The organism is [Actinomadura] parvosata subsp. kistnae (assembly GCF_900323885.1).
Lineage (GTDB): Bacteria > Actinomycetota > Actinomycetes > Streptosporangiales > Streptosporangiaceae > Nonomuraea > Nonomuraea composti.
In genome coordinates this window covers 813,241-830,270 of sequence record NZ_OOHJ01000030.1, presented here as the reverse complement: position 1 = coordinate 830,270, position 17,030 = coordinate 813,241, and the positions used below count along the sequence as shown (strand labels likewise).

Here is a 17,030-nt window from a genome sequence, read left to right as displayed (position 1 = left end):
GGTGAGGAGGGGGGATGCGCTTGGCGAAGACGGGCACGCCCTTGTCCCTGCCGCAGCCGCCCGCGAAGGCGCCCGAGTTCGGGCGCGACGCGCTGATCGTCTGCGAGAGCCTGGTGCGCATCTACCAGTCCGGGTCGGTCGAGGTGCAGGCGCTGCAGGGGCTGGACCTGGTCGTGGACGGCGGCGAGATGGTGGCCGTCGTCGGGGCGTCCGGGTCGGGCAAGTCGACGTTGCTGTCCATCCTGGCCGGGGTCGACGCCCCCACCGCCGGACGGGTGCGCGTCGACCGGTGGAACCTGCTGGACATGTCGCGGGCCGACCGGGTCCGCTACCGGCGGCACACCGTGGGGTTCGTCCGCCAGCAGACGGCCGCCAACCTCATCCCGTACCTGACCGCGCGGCAGATGGTCGACCTGCCGATGACGGCGGCCCGCACCCCCGGCCGGGTCCGCCGCAAGCGGGCCGCCGAGCTGCTGGGCCTGCTCGGCGTCGCCGACTGCGCCGACCGGCGGCCCGCGGAGCTGTCCGGCGGGCAGCAGATGCGGGTGGCCATCGCGGTGGCCCTGGCCAACGAGCCCAGGGTGCTGCTGGCCGACGAGCCGACCGGGGAGCTCGACAGCGCCACGTCGGCCGCGGTGTTCGGGCTGCTGCGGGAGGTCAACCGGCGGCTCGGCGTCACCGTCGTCATCGTCACCCACGATCCCGCCGTCAGCGGGCAGGTGGAGCGGACGGTGGCGATCCGCGACGGGCGCACGAGCAGCGAGGTGCTGCGGCGCACCGCCACCGGCGACGACGGCGCCCAGCGGGTCATCGCCGAGGAGTACGCGGTGATGGACCGCGCGGGCCGGATCCAGGTCCCGCGCGACTACCGGGAGGCGCTGGCGCTGACGCGGCGGGTCCGGCTGGTGCTGGAGGCCGACCACGTCGCGATCCGCCCCGACGGTGGCGAGGCCGGATGAGCGGCGGTGCGGCCGGATGAGCGGCGGTGCGGCCGGATGAGTGCCGGTGAGGCTGGATGAGCGGCGGTGAGGCTGGATGAGTGGCGGGCCCCTGGTCAGCGTGCGGGGCGTGCATCGCCGGTACGGCAGCGGCGCGACCGCCGTGCACGCGTTGCGCGACGTGACGTTCGACCTCGCGCCCGGCACCATGACCGCCCTGGTCGGCCGGTCCGGCTCCGGCAAGACCACGCTGCTCAACATCATCGGCGGCCTCGACCGCCCCGACTCCGGCACCGTCCTCGTCGACGGCACCGACGTCACCGCCCTCGACGAGGACGGCCTGTCCCTGTTACGCCGGGAGAAGGTCTCGTACGTCTTCCAGACCTTCGGCCTGATCCCGGTGCTGTCGGCCGCCGAGAACGTGGGCGCGCCGCTGCGGCTGGCCCGCGTACCGGCGGCGGAGCGGGAGCGGCGGGTCGCGCTGCTGCTCGAGCTGGTCGGGCTGGCCGCCCACGCCGAGCAGCTGCCCGGCGAGCTGTCGGGCGGGCAGCAGCAGCGGGTGGCGATCGCCCGGGCGCTGGCCGGCTCGCCCCGGCTGCTGATCGCGGACGAGCCGACCGGGCAGCTCGACGCCGAGACCGGGCTGTCGGTGATGGCGCTGCTGCGCGGGGTGGTGGAGTCCGAAGGGGTCACGGCGCTGGTCTCCACGCACGATCCGACGATGCTCGCGCTGGCGGACCGTGTGATCCGCATCAACGATGGGCAGCTCGACGGGCAGCTCGACGGGCAGTCCGACGCGCGGCTCGACGGGCAGTCCGACGGGCATCCAGGTGTGCAGCTCGGCCAGCACTCCGACGGCCGGCTCGATGGGCGGCTCGACGGGCATCCCGGTGTGCGGCTCGACCAGCGCTCCGACGGCCGGGGCGAGTCTTGACCAGCGAGAGCCGTCCGTGCTGAAGCTGGTCGCCCGGCGGGCCCGTGCGCAATGGCCGTTGCTGGCGGCCCTCCTCGCGGTCGCCGTGGTCGGCCCCACGCTGCTGGGCACCTGCGCCCTCCTGCTCACCCGTACCGCCGAGCAGGCGCTGGAGACCGCCGCCGCGCGCGCCGGCGCCGACCAGGTCGACGTCACCGCCTACACCGTCACCATCCGCGGCGAGCACGCGCGATCCGTCGCCGACGACACCCGCGACGTGCTGACCTCGGCCCTCGCCCCGTTCGCGGCGACGACGGCCGCGCGCGCGTCGTCCGTGATGCGGGCGCTCCCCGGCGCGGGTGTCCCGTCGGTGGCGTACCTGTCGGGGGTGGCGGACCTGCCGTCCCGCGCCCAGCTCGTCCGCGGACGGCTGCCGCGCGCGGGTGCCGCGCCGGCCGAGGCCGTGGTCCTGGAGAGCACCGCGCGCCGGCTCGGCCTGGCCGCCGGCAGCCGGGTCCGCCTCGGCAGGGAGCTGGCCGACGACCCCGACGAGAGCGCCGAGGTGCGGGTGGTCGGGATCGTACGCCCGCTGCCGGGCACCGGCTGGGACCGCGACCCCCTCACCGGCACCGGCTTCGACCCGGCCTACCGCGACGGGCGCTCCGCGCAGCCCGTCCACGCGTACGGGCCGTTCCTCGTGGACCTCGCCGACCTGCTCGGCGGCGGCTCCACGCTCGACCGGCTGGAGATCACCGCCCACCCCGACCTGTCCGCCGCCACCGTCCGCGACCTCGACGCCGTCACCCAGGCCGTGCTCGGCGCGGACCGCCGGCTGGGGCGCACGCTCGGCGACCGGGTACGGATCCAGCGCGTCGCTTCCCGGCTGCCCGCGACCCTGCTGGCCGCCCACGACCAGCAGCGGGTCACCACGGCCGCGGTGCTGGCCGTCGCCGCCATCGGCCTCGTCCTGACCGCGACCGCTCTCGCCCTCGCCGGCCGGCTCAGCGCCGGTGTGCGCGCCGGCGAGACCGCGCTGCTGTCGGCGCTGGGCGTCGGCCGCGGGCAGCTCGCCGGCGCCGCGCTGGCCGAGGCCGGCGCGCTGGCCGTGCTCGCCGCCGTGGCCGCGATCCCGGCCTCGTCCGCCCTGCACGCCGGGCTGACCCGGCTGGCCCCCATGGCGGAGGCCGGGCTCGCCGCGCCCGCCGGCGTGAACGCCGCGCAGGTGCTGTCCGTCGCCGGCGCCGCGCTGGCGCTGGCGGCGGTGCTCGTCGTCCCCTCGCTGCGGGCCCCTCCGCCGCGGGCGTGCGCGGGCGGCGGGAGCTGCTCGCCCGCTCCGGCGCCGACCTGCTGCTCGTGGCGCTCGCCGCCGTGGGCTGGTGGCAGTTGCGCGACCAGCCGGCCGGTTCGGGGTCGCCCGTCGACGCCGTACGGGTGCTCGCGCCCGCGCTGCTGCTCATCGCCGGCTCCGCGGTGGCGCTGCGCCTGGTGTGGCCCGCGTTGCGCCTCGTGGAACGCCTGGCCCGCCGGGCTCGCGGGCTGATGGTGCCGCTGGCCGCGTTCGAGGCCGCCCGCCGGCCGCAGGCGGTCGCGGCGGGGCTGCTGGTCGGGCTGGGCTGCGCGGCGGCCACGTACGGGATCGGGTTCGACGCCACGTGGCAGCGCTCCCAGCAGGACCAGGCGGACCTGTCCGTCGGCACCGATCTCGCGATCACCCTCACCGCCCCGCCCGCGGCCGGGCAGGGCCCGCTGGTCGGCGCGGCCAGTGGGGGAGAGGTGAGCCCGGCCACCGACCGGGGCATCGCGGTCGGGCAGTGGCTCGGCGGCGCCGGCGACCCGCCGCGGCTGATCGCCGTCGACACCACGCGCGCCGGGGCGCTGCTGCGCGGCCGGCTGGACGGCGGCCGCACCTGGAGCGCCGTGGGCGCCCGGCTCGCGCCGCCGGCCCGCGCCGCCGGCGTTCCCGTCCCGGCCGGCGCCGCGCTCACCCTGACCGGGAACGCGACCGGCCCGACGCCGCTCACCGTGACACCCCGGCTGCTGCTCCAGGACGCGACCGGGCTGCGCACCCCGTGCACCGGCGCGCCCGTGCCGCTCGACGGCCGGGCGCACCCGCTGCCGGACTGCGCGACGGCCGGCGGGCTCCGCCTCGTCGCGGTGTCCCTTCCGTTCGCGATCGACACCGGGAACGTCGGCACCGGCCACTCCGCCTGGACGGAAGCGCCTGCGGGGGACAGCCGCGTCGCCGTGACGCTCACCGTGCCGGGAACAACCGGGGAGACGCCACAATGGACCGCCACCTCGGCAGGTCCGGCCCCCGGGCAGCTCGGCAACCCCGCCGTCGCCCTGACCGGCACCTCCGCCGGCACCAAGCTGCGGATGACCACGACCGTCGCGCTGAAAGGCCCGCCGGACGCCGCCAGGAACCTGGTCGCCACCGCCTTCCCGGCCCCGGGCCCGGTGCCCGTCGCGGTCTCCGCCCGCTTCGCCGAAGAGGCGGGCGCCCGGCCGGGCTCCCGGCTCGACCTCACCGTCGGACTCACCCCCGTGCGGGTCAGTGTGGCCGAGGTGCTGCCCGCGGTGCCGTCCGCCCCGGGCGCCGCGGCCGTCCTGGCCGACTTCGACGCCCTGTCCCGCGCCCTCGCCGTCAGCGGCGACTTCGACGTGCCCGTGGACGCCTGGTGGGTCGGCCGGCCCGCCAAGACCGACCTGCGCCTCGGCGGTGTCACCACGCGCGCGTCCGAGACCGCCCGGCTCACCGGCGGCCCGCTGCAGGCGGGGCTGCCGGCCGTGCTCCGGCTGCTCGTCCCGGCCGCGGTGCTGCTGATGATCGCCGGGATCGTCCTGCACGTGACGTTCGACCTGCGGGCCCGCGCGGTCGAGGTGGCGCGACTGCGGGGGCTCGGGATGACGCGGCGCGAGATCCGGGCCGTGCTGCTCGGCCAGCACGTCGGCATCCTGGTGCCGCTGCTCGCGGTGGGCGCGGTCGTCGGCGCGCTGGCCACCCGCGTCGTCGCGCCGCTGCTCGTCCGCTCCGACACCGGCGCCGCCCCGTGCCCGAGGTACTGCCCGTCTGGCCGTGGGCCGCCGAGGCCGCCCTGCTCGGCGGGCTGCTGGCCGGGAGCGCGCTGGCGGTGGGCGCGGTGGTCGCCGTCCAGGCCCGGCGCGCCGACGCCGCGCACCTGCGGGTGGCGTCATGAAGACCCCGGCACCGCGCCGGCCGGGTCCCGGGAGGACCCCGGCACCGCGCCGGGCCGGTGCCGGGGTCTTCACGGCACTGCGCAGGGCCGGTGGCGTGCGGATCCCGGTGCCGCACTGGCCCAGCGTCGCCGGGCGCGCCCGCGCCGACGCCGGGCCGCTGCTCCTGGCCGCCGTCGTCGTGGCGGTCGTGACGCTGCTCGCGGGAGCGGTGCCGCCGCTGGTGTCCGCGACCGCCGACGCCGCCGTCCGGGACGCGGTCCGCGGCAGCGGCGCCGACCTCCAGGTCCACGCCCGCATGGAGGCCGACGACGGGCCGGGCGGCAGTCGCGCCCGGCACCCCCGCCTCGCCGAGGACGTCGACGACTTCCGCACCAGGGCGACGGACGAGCTCGGCCCGGCCTGCGCGCCGTCCTGCGTCCCCCCGTCGCCACCGTCATCAGCCCCACCCTCAAGATCACCGACGGCAGCGTGCTGCGCACCTTCCAGCTCGCCTACCTGGCCCGCGACGGCGGGCCCGCCGTGAGCTGGATCGCGGGCGGACCGCCCGAGCCCACCGCCTCCGAGACCGCGCAGGTGCCCTACGGCGCGCCGCCGTGGCCGGTGCAGGTGGGCCTGTCGGAGGCGGACGCCGCCGCCCTCCAGCTCCGCCCCGGCGCGCGCATCCCGCTGGCCGACGACCAGGGGAACGTCAAGAAAGCCCAGGTCAGCGGCATCTTCCGGCCCCAGGACAGCGCCGACCCGGCCTGGCGGCTCGTCCCCGCGCTGCTGAGCCCCGTCGCCGGCGCCGACGGCACGGGAGGCACCCGGTTCGCCGGGCTGCTGTCCCGCGAGTCGCTGCCCGACGCCCGGCTCGCCTTCGGTCAGGACGAGCTGCGCCGCACCGTCCGGTTCACGCCCGAGCCGGCCCGGCTCACCTGGGACGCCGTCCCGTCGGTCATCGCGAAGGTGGTCGCGCTCAAGGCGGCCTCCGGCTCCTCCGGCGCCCGGGACGGCTCGCTGAAGTGGGAGACCGGGCTCGACGGCGTGCTGCGGAACGTCAGCGCCCAGGTCGGCGCCGCGTTCGCGCAGGCGTCCGTCCTGCTCCTCACCCTGCTCGCCGTCGCGGTCCTGGTCCTGCTCCTCGCCGCCGACCTGCTGGTACGCCGCCGCGCCGGCGCCCTGGCCGCCGCCCGGCAGCGCGGGATGTCGCTGCCGGTGATCGGGGGCGAGCTGCTGCTCGAATCCGCCGTCATGGCGCTGCTCGCCACGGCGGCCGGGCTCGGCCTGGCCCTGGCCGTCGCCCCGGGGGTCTCCTGGCAGTGGACGGCCCCCGTCGTGGTCACCGCCGTCGCCGCCGGACCCGCGTTCGGCACGCTCACCGCCGCCCGCGCCACCCGGGACCGCCGCGTCCCGGCCAACCGGAGCGCGCGCCGGTGGCTGCGGAACACCGCGCGGCTGCGGCGGGCCGCTGTCGAGGCCGGCGTGCTGCTGGCCGCGACCGGCGCCGCCGTCGCCCTGTACCAGCGCGGGGTCGGCGGCGGGGTGCTGCCCGCGAGCGCGCCCGCCCTCTGCGCGATCGCGGGCGCGCTCCTGCTGGCGCGGGCGCTGCCCGTCGGCACGCGGCTCGTGCTCAGGCGGCTGCTGCGGTCGCGCCGGCCGTTGGCGGTGTTCGGAGCGGCGCGGGCGGCGGCGGCCTCGGCCCGGGTGCTGCCGCTGCTGGTGCTCGTGACCGCCGCGGCCCTCGCCTCGTACGCGCTCACCCTCGGCGCCGCCCTCGGCCACGCGACCGCCCTGGGCCACGCGACCGCCCTGGGCCACGCGACCGCCCTGGGCCATGCGACTGCCCTCGGTCACGCGACTGCCCTCGGCCATGCGACCGCCCTCGGCCACGCGACCGTGGACAGCCCGCTGGCCTCGGGGCTGCTGCGGCTGACGTGGGTCGCGGCCGTGACCCTGCCGGTCCTGGGCCTGCTGGGGCTCGCGCTCGGCACGGCCGCCGGCGCGCCGGAGCGCTGGCAGACCCTCACCCGGCTGCGCACCCTCGGCCTGCGGCCCCGCGAGGCGCGCTGGGTCGCGGCGGGAGAGCTGCTGCCGCCGGTGGCGCTGGCCGCCGTGGGCGGCCCGCTGCTCGGGGTGCTGCTCGCCCGCCTGACGTTCGGCTCGCTCGCCCTGCCCCTGCTCACCGGCGCGGACTTCACCCCGGCGCCGCCGTGGTGGGCGCTCGGCCTGGTGGCGGCCGTGCTCCTGGCGGCGGTCGCCGTCGTGGTGCCCGTCGAGTCGGCGCTGCGCCGCCGGCGACGGCTGAGCGAGGTGCTGCGCGCGGGCGACACCTGAGCCCACCGATCAGGTGACAAAGCCGGTCAGGTGGTAAACCCAGTGCCGAGGCCGGTCAGGTGGCGGGCCCGGTGCCGAAGCCGGTCAGGACCCGTTCGGCCTGCTCCATCATGTCCGCCACGATCCGGGCGGCGGGCTTGATGTCGTGGATGAGGCCGACGCCCTGCCCCATCAGCCAGGGCATCTCCTCCCAGTCGGCCTCGGTCTCCGCGACCGCCAGCATCAGCGGGAACTTGCGCACCGGCACCGGCTCGCCCTGCACGACCGTGGTGCCGACCTGCTCCAGGGAGTCGAGGTCGGCGGGGATCTCCGCCAGCCGGTGGTCCCACTCGGCGACCACGCGGTTGCGTTGCAGCCGCATCGGGTTGAAGCGCGGGAACTCCAGCCCGAAGATCGACGTGAGCACCGCGCTGTCCCCGGCCGCGGCGACCAGCCGCCGGTGGTGCTCCGGATGCACGCGGGCCTCCTGCGAGGCGACCATGCGGGTGCCGACCCACACGCCGTCCGCGCCCAGGCACAGGGCGGCGGCGACCTGGCGCCCGTCGGTGATCCCGCCCGCCGCCAGCACCAGCGCTCGCCCGCCCACGGCATCGACGACGGCCGGGACGTTCACCATGGTCGGCAGGCCGCCGTAGTTGTGGCCGCCGGCCTCCCAGCCCTGCGCGACGACGAGTTCGGCCCCGTCGTCCACCGCGAGCCGGGCCGCGTCGGCGGAGCCGACCTGCTCCCACACCGACACTCCGGCCTCGCGCAGCAGCTTGAGCTGGTCGGCGGGCGGATGGCCCCAGTGGAAGGAGACGATCGGCACCCGCTCCTCCGCACACACCTCGACCAGCTCGCCGGTGGGGAAGAAGGTGATGAGGTTGACGTGGAACGGCCGGCCCCCGGTGCGCTCCCGTACCTCGCGGATCATCTCCCGCAGCCGCTCCGGGGGCAGCAGCGCGGCGCCGATCGCGCCGATGCCGCCCGCGTTGGTGACCGCCGCCGCGAACTCCGGCGACTCGGCCACGAACGACATCCCCGCGCAGACGAACGGGTACGGGATGGCGTACTTCTCGGTGAGCCTGGTGGACAGCACGGACATGGCGGCGTCCTTCCTCGCGACCCTCAGCCCATCGTGCGACCTCCCGGGCCACTTGCCCAGCGGCCGGCCTGTCCGATACCGGACTCGCGGCTCATGGCCGGGCGGAGCGGTGCTCGGCGATCTTGCCGTCGCGCATGACGAACCTCCAGCCGGGGCGGATCGACGAGCTCCGATGGCCCGGTCGTAGGCCCCCTTCGCGTGGGTGTTCCGTGTGGCTGCGCACGCGAAGGGGGCGGAGCGGCCGGAGCGTTCTCGACATCACCCCGTCATGTGGAACGGCACGAGGGGGCGGGTCGTCACGACGCCCGCGGCCGGGTCGTCGTTCACGTACTTGGTGGCGGGGATCTCGGCCGGGGCCGTTCCCCGCTCCACCCAGCCGACGATCGGCGTCAGCTTGTCGAAGGTGTTCGGGCCGGGGCCGCCGCCGCAGTGCGTCATGCCGGGGGCGAGGAACAGCCGGGCGAAGGTGGCGGTGTCGCGGGCGCGGCCGCCCGACGTGACGGCGACGACCCGGCGGTAGTAGTCGATGGTGTCGTACGCCGAGACGACCGGGTCGGCCCAGCCCGCGTACATGAGGAGCTTGCCGCCGCTGCGGCGGAAGGGGCGCAGGTCGGGGTCGGTGGCGTCGATGACGCGCCCCAGCTTGTCCTGGGCGCGGCGCAGGTCGCGGTGGTAGTCGAAGTCCCACCAGTTCCAGCCGGGGTCGCCGAACACCCAGTAGCGCCAGAAGTTGGCGCGGGCGGGCTCGGTGCCGCCCCAGTAGCCGCTCCATCCCGACCGGACCGTGCCGGCGGCGTCCACCACGGGCGCCTCGCTGCCGACGGGCCAGCCCGGGTAGACCTGCTTGCCGGTGCGCGGGTCGCGGGCTCCGGCGTACATGGTCCGTACGGCCTCGATCTGGCGTGCGGTCAGGCAGGTGGGGGCGTCGCCGGAGCGGCAGCGCAGCACGGCCGGGTCGAAGCCGCAGCGGCGCGGGTCGGTGAGGAAATCGTCGGTGCCGGAGCGGCACTGCTCGACCGCGGCTCGGGTGAGCAGCGGCAGCTTCGCCGCCGGGACGATGGGGGCGGTGTCGTCCCCGGGCTGGTGGTTGGCCAGGAACTGCCACAGAAAGCCGGCGTTGAGCGCCACCCGGTTGTTGCCCGGCGCGCCGGCCACGATGCCGTCGAAGTCGTCGGGGTAGCGCTGGGCCTCCATGAGGGCCTGGTGGCCGCCGGTGGAGCAGCCGACGAAGTAGGAGTAGCGGGGCCTGGTCGCGGTGTGGGCCTCGACGAGGAGCTTGGCGTTGACGATGGTCTCGTGGACGGCCCGGTGCCCCCAGTCCACGATGATCTCCGGGTTGGCCGCTCCCTGGACGAACACGTCGGGGTCGTCGCCGGTGTGGCCCGTGTCGGTGCCGACGGTGGCGTACCCGGCCGCGAGGGCGGCGCCGCCCATGGAGGGGAAGTCGATGGCGGAGCTGTAGCCGCCGTTGCCGTACATCAGCAGCCGCTGGTTCCACCGGCGGGGGATCCACACCTCGAAGCCGATGGTGGAGCCGGGCACCGGCCTGGCGACGCCGTGGACGCGGCAGAACGCGGGCACGGACGGCAGCGCGCGGCCGTCGGGAGCGGTGTAGGCGCCGGCGGGCACGGACTCGGCGGTGGTGATCGTCGTGTGCGGCAGCCGGACGGCGGTCAGGTTTTCGCAGGCCCGGCCGCCCGAGGCGGCGGTCGCGGGGGTTCCCGGCACCAAGGTGACGGAGAGGACGGCGATCGCGGTCAGGAAGGCGCGCAGGCGGGTCATCGCGGCTCCGTCCACGTGGTGAGGGTGATGCCGGTGCCGCCGCGGCCGAGGCGCAGGTCGACGTGGCCCGCAGGGGCGTCGGAGTCGATCTCCGGGTAGTCGTCGCTGGAGACGGTGACGCGCAGGCTGTGGCCGGCGGCGAGCCGGTAGTGGGTCGGCCAGGTGCGGATCGTCAGGTCGTAGGTCTTGCCGGGGCGGACGGGGACGGCGCGGGTGTGCCCGAAGCGGTGGCTGGCCTTGAGCCAGCCCTGCGTGATGCGGGTGGCCGTGCCGTCGGGGCGCACGTCCTCGGCGACGACGGCGATGTTGCCGTCGGTGGCGGTGAAGGCGGCCCGGACCTCGGCGGTGATCTCGCCGGTCAGGACCAGGTCGGAGCCGTAGGGCTGCGTCTGGAACGTCAGGCGTTCGTCCGGGGTCGCGGGCGCCTCGTCGGTGTTGACGGCGAAGCGACGCACCGCGGGGGCGCCGGGGCGGGGAGTCAGCGTGCCGTCGCCGCCGAGGCCGAGCCGTTCCCGGCGGGCGCCCGGCGGCGGCCAGGTGGACCAGCTCTTCCAGCCGCCGCCGGCGCCGGCCTCGTAGGAGGTGACCTTGGCGGCGGGCAGCGGGGCGTCCCGGCGTCCGCCGAGCCAGCGGTCCCACCAGGCGAGGTAGGCGCCGTTGCCGATGTCGGCGGGCTGCCCGGCGGGCCAGCCGTGCTGCCAGGGCCCGGCCACGAGCCAGACGTTACGGGGACGGGCGCGGAAGTTGTCCACCATGGCCTGGCGGTAGCGGTCGTACCAGCCGGCGATCTCCAGGACCGGAACGTCGAGGTCCTTCCAGCGGGCCTTGACGCTGCGCTCGCGCCAGAAGTCGTCGTAGAGCGGGTGCTGGGCGTAGGTCGTCAGGGTGTCGGGGGCGACGGCGCGCTGCCAGTCGCGGATCCTGGCCGAGTAGATGCCGCCGCGGTAGATCGTGTTCTCGTACCAGTCGCTGATGCCGTCCACGGGGATGATCGCGGCCAGGTGGGGCGGCTTGTTGACCGCGACGAGCAGGGAGGAGTGGCCGCCGTAGCTGACGCCCGTCTGCCCGACCTTGCCGGTGGACCAGGGCTGCACGGCCAGCCATTCGATGAGGTCGTAGTTGTCGCGCTGCTCCTGGGCGCTGAACGGGTCGAGGTGGCCGGGCGAGTCGCCGGAGCCGCGGGCGTTGCAGACGGCGGCGTTGTAGCCACGGGCGACGAACCAGGCCGCGGCCCGGCCGAGCGTTTCGAGCTGGTCGTAGGCGGTGTAGTCGTACACGATCACCGGGAAGCGGCCCTCGGCGGCGGGCCGGTGCAGGTCGCAGGCCAGGTGGCCGCCGTCGCGCAGCGGCACCTGGACGCGTTCGGTGCGCACCTCGTAGGTGGCGGGCCGCTCGTAGGAGAAGAACGGGTCGGCCGGGGCGGCGGGCGCGGTGAGCGTGGTGAACGCGGTGGACAGGGCGGCGAGGACGTGGCCGTACGTCATGAAGGGGTCTCCTCAGAACGAGATGGCGCCGGTCAGCAGCGCGACGACGGTCATGACGGCGGTGGTGGCGAACGCCCAGCCGAAGATGAAGCGCTGGTGCTGCCCGAGCTGCACCCCGCTCATGCCGACCAGGATGAACGTGGCGGCGGTGAGCGGGCTGAGCGGGAAGCCGGTGGTCATCTGGCCGAGGACGGCCGCCCGGGCGATCTCGGCGGAGTCGATGCCGAAGCCGGCGGCGGTCTGCGCCAGCACCGGCAGGACGCCGAAGTAGTAGGCGTCGGGGGTGAAGACGAGGCTGAGCGGCATGCTGGTGATCGCCACGAGCAGCGGCAGGTGACCGCCGAAGGAGTCGGGGATGACGCCGACGAACGCGGTGGCCATCTGGTCGATCATCTTGGTGCCGTTGAGAATGCCGGTGAAGACGCCGGCCGCGAAGATCATGGTGGTGACCAGGACGACGCTCTTGGCGTGCTTGTCGAGCAGCGCCTGCTGCTTCTCCCAGGTGGGCAGGTTGACGACGGCGGCGATCGCGAAGCCGAGCACGAACAGCACCGGCAGCGGCATCACCTGCAGAACCAGCGCGACCAGCAGCACGACGGTGAGCACGAGGTTGAACACGGTCAGGGCCGTGCTCCTGCGCTCCGGGGCGAGCTGGGTGCCGGGCCCGTCTCCCCGTACCGGCTCGGGCTCGGGCTGGGGCTCGGCGGGCAGGGACGCCGCGCCCAGGCGGCGGCGCTCGCGCAGCCCGATCAGGTACGCCGCGACCAGCACCCACGCGATGCCGGCGACCATGGCGGGCAGCACCGGGGCGAACACCTGGGAGGCGTCCAGCTTCAGCACCGCCATCGCGCGGGCGGTGGGCCCGCCCCAGGGCACCATGTTCATCACGCCCGCGCCCAGGGCGACGACGCCGGTGAGCACCAGCGGGCTCATGCCGAGCCGCTTGTAGACGGGCAGCAGGGCCGAAACGGTGATGAGGAAGGTGGAGGCGCCGTCGCCGTCGAGGGCCACGCACATGGTCAGGACGGCGGTGCCGACCGCGATGCGCAGCGGGTCGTCCTTGGCCAGGCGCAGGATGCCCCTGATCAGCGGGTCGAACAGGCCGCTGTCGATCATCAGGCTGAAGTACAGGACCGCGAAGGCGATCATGATGCCCGTGGGCGCGACCTTGCCCAGCCCCTCCAGGATCATCGGGCCCATCCCGGAGGCGAAGCCGCCCACCAGCGCCGTGGCCACGGGCACCAGCACGAGCGCGGTGAGCACCGATACGCGCCTGGTCATGGTCAGCACCAGGAACAGGCCGATGGTGAGGAAGCCGAGTATCGCGATCATCTGGCGCCTTTCGCCGGGCGGGAGGTTACGGGCAAGTTTCCGAGCGGCGACGTTTCACGTCCACCATCAAAGGTGGATTTATCCATGCGCTATGCGCAAAAGTGGTGAGCTGTGGACACCAGCCTGCGGCAACTCGCCGCCTACGTCGCCGTCGCGCAGGCCGGCGGGTTCACCGCCGCCGCCGCGCGCCTGCGCGTCTCCCAGTCGACGCTGAGCCGCGCCGTCTCCGACCTGGAACGGGTGCTCGGCGTCCGGCTGCTGGAGCGCGACACCCGCAACGTGCAGCTCACCGCCGCCGGCCGCGAGACCCTGCGCGTGGCCGAGCAGATCGTCGACGCCCACCGGTCCGGGATGAAACAACTGCGCCGCTACCTGCTGGGCGAGTCCGGCGTGGTGGCCATGGCGACCCTCCCGTCCGTCGCGGCCGTGCTGCTGCCCCGGCTGATCTCCGCATTCCGCGGGCGGCGGCCCGGCGTGAGCGTGCGCATCATGGACGGCCTGGAGCGGGCCGTGCTCGGCAAGGTGCTGAACGGCGACGCCGACTTCGCCGTCACCACCGTCGGCGCCGCCTCCGACCGGCTGGAGCACCGGCCGCTGATCCGCGACCGCTTCCGCGCCGTGCTGCCCGAGAGCCATCCGCTCGCCGACCGCGACGAGGTCACCTGGGAGGACCTCGCCGCCCAGCCGTTCCTGGCCGTCGGCCCCGAGTCCAGCGTGCGCCGGCTCACCGACGCGGCGTTCGAGCAGGCCGGCGCGGTGGTGGCTCCCGCGGCGGAGGCCGGGAACGTGGCGACGGTGGGCGGGCTGGTCGCCGCCGGGCTCGGCGTGTCGGCCATGCCCGCCCTCGTGCTGCCGCTGCTGGGGCCCGGGCACGTGGTGCACCGCACGCTGGTCGGCCCCGCCGTCGAGCGGCGGCTCGACATCGTCGTACGGGCCCGCCGCACCCTGCCGCCCGCCGCCGCCGCGTTCCTCGACCTGCTGGACGAGGCCCGCACCGAAGGGCGGGAGGTGCCGGAGGGCGCGGCCTGGATCACCCATTGATCCGGGAAGCGCATGAATTAATCCGCTTCCTGTGCTGGACCCGCATCGCCGCACCTGTGCACGATGAAGCTCCGTCGAGCGGGCCGGATCCGAGCGGCCGAAGCCGTAGCGGGCCGAAGTCGAGCAGGTCGAGGTCGAGCAGGCCGAAGTCGAGCAGGTCGAAGGAGTCGTTGCGTGGCCGTTGAACAGCGCGGGCAGTTGCGCGGGTTGAAGGTGGTCGAGTTCGCCCACGTGGTGGCCGGGCCGCTGGCCGGCTCGCTGCTCGCCGACCAGGGAGCGGACGTCGTCCATGTCGAGCCGCCCGGCAGTGGCGACGCCGCCCGCGCGATGGGGCCCACCCGGGACGGCGTGCCGCTGTGGTTCAAGGTCGCCGGCCGCAACAAGCGCTCGGTCACGCTCGACCTGCACGACCCCGACGGCCGCGAGGTCGCCCAGCGGCTCGTGGCCTGGGCGGACGTCGTCATCGTCACGCTGCGCGCGTCGCGGCTGCGGGCGTGGGGGCTCGACTGGGACAGCGTGCACCGCATCAACCCTAAGGCCGTCCTGCTGCAGGTCAGCGGCTTCGGCGCGCAGGACGACGCGCCCGGCTTCGGCAAGGTCGGCGAGGCCCGCAGTGGCGTGGTGCACCTGACCGGCTTCCCGGACGGGCCCCCCGTGCACACCGGCTTCTCCCACGGGGACGCCGTCACCGGCCTCATGGGCGCCTACGCCGTGCTCGCCGCCCTGCACCGCCGCGCGAACGACCCCTCCTTCGACGGGGAATGGATCGACCTGGCCCTGTTCGAGCCGCTGTTCCGGCTCGTCGAATGGCAGGTCATCACCCACGACCAGCTCGGCGTCGTCCCCGGCAGGTCCGGCAACCAGCTCGCCGTCGCCCCCGCCGCCGTCATCAACACCTACCTGTCGGCCGACGCCGACTGGATCACCGTCACCTCCGCCACGCTGAGGTCGGTGCTGAACGTCGTCCGCCTCCTGGGCCTGCCCGAGCAGGAGTACGCCACCACCGCCCAGCAGCTCGCCGGCCGGGAACGGCTGGACGCCGAGCTGCGCGCCTGGGTGGCGGCCCGCAGCACCGAGGAGTGCCTGCGCGCGTTCGCCAAGGCGGAAGTGGTCGCCTCGCGCGTCTTCACCGCCGCCGACATCGTCGCCGACCCCGTCTACGCCGAACGCGGCGACATCGTCACCGTTGACGACCCCGACCTTGGGCCCGTCCGCATGCAGGCCGCGCTCCCGCACTTCCGCCAGGCGCCGGGCCACATCTGGCGCACCGGCCCCGCACTGGGCGAGGACAACGCGCTCGTCTACCGCGACTGGCTCGGCCTGCCCGCCGACGAGCTCGCGGAGCTGGAGCGACGCGGTGTCATCTGAACGCCCGCAGGAGAGCAGTGGGGTGCCGTCCGAACGCCCGCAGGGGAGCAGTGAGGCGCCCTCCGAACGCCCGCCGCGGAGTGGTGGAGTGCCGTCCGGACGCCCGCCGCTGCGTTCGCTGCTGTTCGTGCCCGGCACCAGGACCGGCTGGCTGGCCAAGGCCGAGGCCGCCGGGGCCGACGCCGCCATCCTCGACCTGGAGGACGCCGTCCCCCCGGACGGGAAGGCCGCCGCCCGCGCCGCCGTGGCCGAAGCCGTCGCGAACACGACCGGCGACCTGGCGCTCCTCGTCCGCGTCAACCCGCTCGACGGCTGGGCAGGCGCCGAGGACCTGCGCGCCGTCGCCCACCCCCACCTCACCGCCGTGGTGCTGCCCAAGGTGCACGGCCCCGACGACGTGCGGCTGGCCGACCGGCTGCTGAGCTGGTGCGAGCGCGAGCACGGCCTGCCCGACGGGCACATCGCCCTCGTCCCGCTGCTGGAGAGCGCGGCGGCGCTGCGCGAGGCGTACGAGATCGCCCGCGCCGCGCCGCGCGTCGCCTACCTCGGCGCCGTCACCGGCAAGGGCGGCGACGTCGAGCGGGCCGTCGGCTACCGCTGGAGCCCGTCCGGCACGGAGACGCTGGCCCTGCGCGCCCGCGTTCTGCTCGACGCCAGGGCCGCGGGCGTGCCGTGCCCCGTCGCGGGGCTGTGGACGGACATCGCCGACCTCGACGGCCTGCGCGCCTTCGCCGAGCAGAACCGCTCGCTCGGCTACGAGGGCATGATCGTCATCCATCCCTCCCACGTGCCCGTCATCAACGAGGTCTTCTCTCCCACCCCGGAGGAGCTGGCCCGCTACGAGCGCCTGCTCGCCGCCATGGAGCAGGCTCAGGCGAGCGGCGCGGGCGCGATCGTCTTCGAGGGCGACATGGTGGACGAGGCCATGGCGGCCCGAGCCCGCGCCGCCCTCCACAGGGCACGGCGAACCACCACCTGACGAGCGGATTCGGCGGGCGGGGGCCACGGCTGGATCGCTGAAGGGTTCAGCCGGGCCGGCCGACGCCCTTGACGATCACGTCGATGATGTCGTCCAGGCTGATGCCCTTGTGGGCGAGCGGCCCGAGCGTCGCGAACTCGGCCAGCCCGTGCGCGGTGGCCAGCAGGGCCGCCATGGTGGCCTTGCTGCGCGGGCCGTGGCCGGCGACGTCGGGGCTGAGCGCGGTCATCACCTCGTCGACGGCCTCCTCCAGCTCGGGGTGGTGGCCGACGGGGAACTGCGAGGCGAACACGAGCCGGTATTCCTCGGGGTGCTCCACGGCGTACTCGACGTAGCTGCGATAGAAGGCCCGCAGCCGCTGCTCGTGCTCGCCGTGCTGGAGCACGGCGGCGGCGAGGTGCGCGGTGAGGTCGGCGATGACCCGGACGGCGAGGGCCGCGAGCAGGGCCGTCTTGTCGGCGAAGTGCCGGTAGGGGGCCATGCGGGACAGGCCGGCCAGCTCGCCGACCGCGCGCAGCGTCACGGCGTCCAATCCTTGTTCGCGCAGCAGACTCAGCGCGCTGTCTATCAGCCGGGTCCTGGTGCCGTCGATCATGGC

General features: G+C 75.4%; 12 protein-coding genes. 7 read left to right on the top strand and 5 right to left on the bottom strand.

Annotated features, from left to right (window positions below; all coding sequences use genetic code 11):
- Nucleotides 1–14: 14 nt before the first annotated feature.
- The 4 genes from KIS93_RS59535 to KIS93_RS64180 all read left to right on the top strand — a co-directional run bounded on the left by KIS93_RS59535 (nucleotide 15) and on the right by KIS93_RS64180 (nucleotide 7,362).
- Nucleotides 15–959 carry an ABC transporter ATP-binding protein gene (locus tag KIS93_RS59535; protein WP_080039841.1) on the top strand — a complete coding sequence of 315 codons (945 nt, stop codon included), beginning with the start codon at nucleotides 15–17 and terminating at the stop codon, nucleotides 957–959.
- Nucleotides 960–1,035: 76 nt separating this feature from the next.
- Complete coding sequence (locus KIS93_RS59530) at nucleotides 1,036–1,872, top strand: ABC transporter ATP-binding protein (RefSeq protein WP_230466275.1); 837 nt, start codon at nucleotides 1,036–1,038, stop codon at nucleotides 1,870–1,872.
- A gap of 16 nt (nucleotides 1,873–1,888) precedes the next feature.
- A complete protein-coding gene (locus KIS93_RS68675; RefSeq protein WP_335673947.1) occupies nucleotides 1,889–3,391 on the top strand; it encodes an ABC transporter permease family protein in 1,503 nt (500 codons plus the stop codon).
- Nucleotides 3,391–7,362, top strand: coding sequence for an FtsX-like permease family protein (locus tag KIS93_RS64180; RefSeq protein ID WP_335673949.1), 3,972 nt, complete (start codon nucleotides 3,391–3,393; stop codon nucleotides 7,360–7,362). The genes KIS93_RS68675 and KIS93_RS64180 overlap by 1 nt, the downstream gene beginning before the upstream one ends.
- A 55-nt stretch (nucleotides 7,363–7,417) precedes the next feature.
- Here the strand turns inward: KIS93_RS64180 and KIS93_RS59515 are convergent, their stop codons facing one another.
- The 4 genes from KIS93_RS59515 to KIS93_RS59500 form a co-directional block, all read right to left on the bottom strand.
- Nucleotides 7,418–8,446 carry an NAD(P)H-dependent flavin oxidoreductase gene (locus KIS93_RS59515; protein WP_080039840.1) on the bottom strand — a complete coding sequence of 343 codons (1,029 nt, stop codon included), beginning with the start codon at nucleotides 8,444–8,446 and terminating at the stop codon, nucleotides 7,418–7,420.
- A 258-nt stretch (nucleotides 8,447–8,704) separates the two neighbouring features.
- The gene (locus tag KIS93_RS59510; protein WP_155127771.1) at nucleotides 8,705–10,243 is read right to left on the bottom strand and encodes a tannase/feruloyl esterase family alpha/beta hydrolase; all 1,539 of its coding nucleotides are present in this window, start codon (nucleotides 10,241–10,243) and stop codon (nucleotides 8,705–8,707) included.
- The gene (locus KIS93_RS59505; protein ID WP_080039839.1) at nucleotides 10,225–11,712 is read right to left on the bottom strand and encodes a CocE/NonD family hydrolase; all 1,488 of its coding nucleotides are present in this window, start codon (nucleotides 11,710–11,712) and stop codon (nucleotides 10,225–10,227) included. Before KIS93_RS59505 ends, KIS93_RS59510 begins: the two co-directional genes overlap by 19 nt.
- A 12-nt stretch (nucleotides 11,713–11,724) precedes the next feature.
- On the bottom strand, nucleotides 11,725–13,044 hold the full coding sequence (locus KIS93_RS59500) for a CitMHS family transporter (protein ID WP_080039838.1): 1,320 nt from the start codon (nucleotides 13,042–13,044) through the stop codon (nucleotides 11,725–11,727).
- 111 nt (nucleotides 13,045–13,155) lie between these two features.
- On the opposite strand from KIS93_RS59500, the gene KIS93_RS59495 reads away from it, so the two are divergent.
- From KIS93_RS59495 to KIS93_RS59485, 3 genes are all read left to right on the top strand, one after another.
- A complete protein-coding gene (locus KIS93_RS59495; protein WP_080039837.1) occupies nucleotides 13,156–14,085 on the top strand; it encodes a LysR family transcriptional regulator in 930 nt (309 codons plus the stop codon).
- Between the two features lie 174 nt (nucleotides 14,086–14,259).
- A complete protein-coding gene (locus tag KIS93_RS59490; protein WP_080039836.1) occupies nucleotides 14,260–15,453 on the top strand; it encodes a CaiB/BaiF CoA transferase family protein in 1,194 nt (397 codons plus the stop codon).
- Between the two features lie 88 nt (nucleotides 15,454–15,541).
- Nucleotides 15,542–16,432: an HpcH/HpaI aldolase/citrate lyase family protein gene (locus KIS93_RS59485; RefSeq protein ID WP_222108123.1), complete on the top strand. Its 891-nt coding sequence runs from the start codon at nucleotides 15,542–15,544 to the stop codon at nucleotides 16,430–16,432.
- Nucleotides 16,433–16,478: 46 nt separating this feature from the next.
- Here the strand turns inward: KIS93_RS59485 and KIS93_RS59480 are convergent, their stop codons facing one another.
- Complete coding sequence (locus KIS93_RS59480) at nucleotides 16,479–17,027, bottom strand: TetR/AcrR family transcriptional regulator (RefSeq protein ID WP_186405107.1); 549 nt, start codon at nucleotides 17,025–17,027, stop codon at nucleotides 16,479–16,481.
- Nucleotides 17,028–17,030: the final 3 nt, after the last annotated feature.

What these genes read in the sequence shown, in the direction of transcription:
- KIS93_RS59530 (WP_230466275.1), top strand. Translation starts at nt 1,036, where the DNA reads ATGAGTGGCGGGCCCCTGGTCAGCGTGCGGGGCGTGCATCGCCGGTAC.
- KIS93_RS59480 (WP_186405107.1), bottom strand. Translation starts at nt 17,027, where the DNA reads ATGATCGACGGCACCAGGACCCGGCTGATAGACAGCGCGCTGAGTCTG.
- KIS93_RS59500 (WP_080039838.1), bottom strand. Translation starts at nt 13,044, where the DNA reads ATGATCGCGATACTCGGCTTCCTCACCATCGGCCTGTTCCTGGTGCTG.
- KIS93_RS59535 (WP_080039841.1), top strand. Translation starts at nt 15, where the DNA reads ATGCGCTTGGCGAAGACGGGCACGCCCTTGTCCCTGCCGCAGCCGCCC.
- KIS93_RS59515 (WP_080039840.1), bottom strand. Translation starts at nt 8,446, where the DNA reads ATGTCCGTGCTGTCCACCAGGCTCACCGAGAAGTACGCCATCCCGTAC.
- KIS93_RS64180 (WP_335673949.1), top strand. Translation starts at nt 3,391, where the DNA reads ATGGTGCCGCTGGCCGCGTTCGAGGCCGCCCGCCGGCCGCAGGCGGTC.
- KIS93_RS59505 (WP_080039839.1), bottom strand. Translation starts at nt 11,712, where the DNA reads ATGACGTACGGCCACGTCCTCGCCGCCCTGTCCACCGCGTTCACCACG.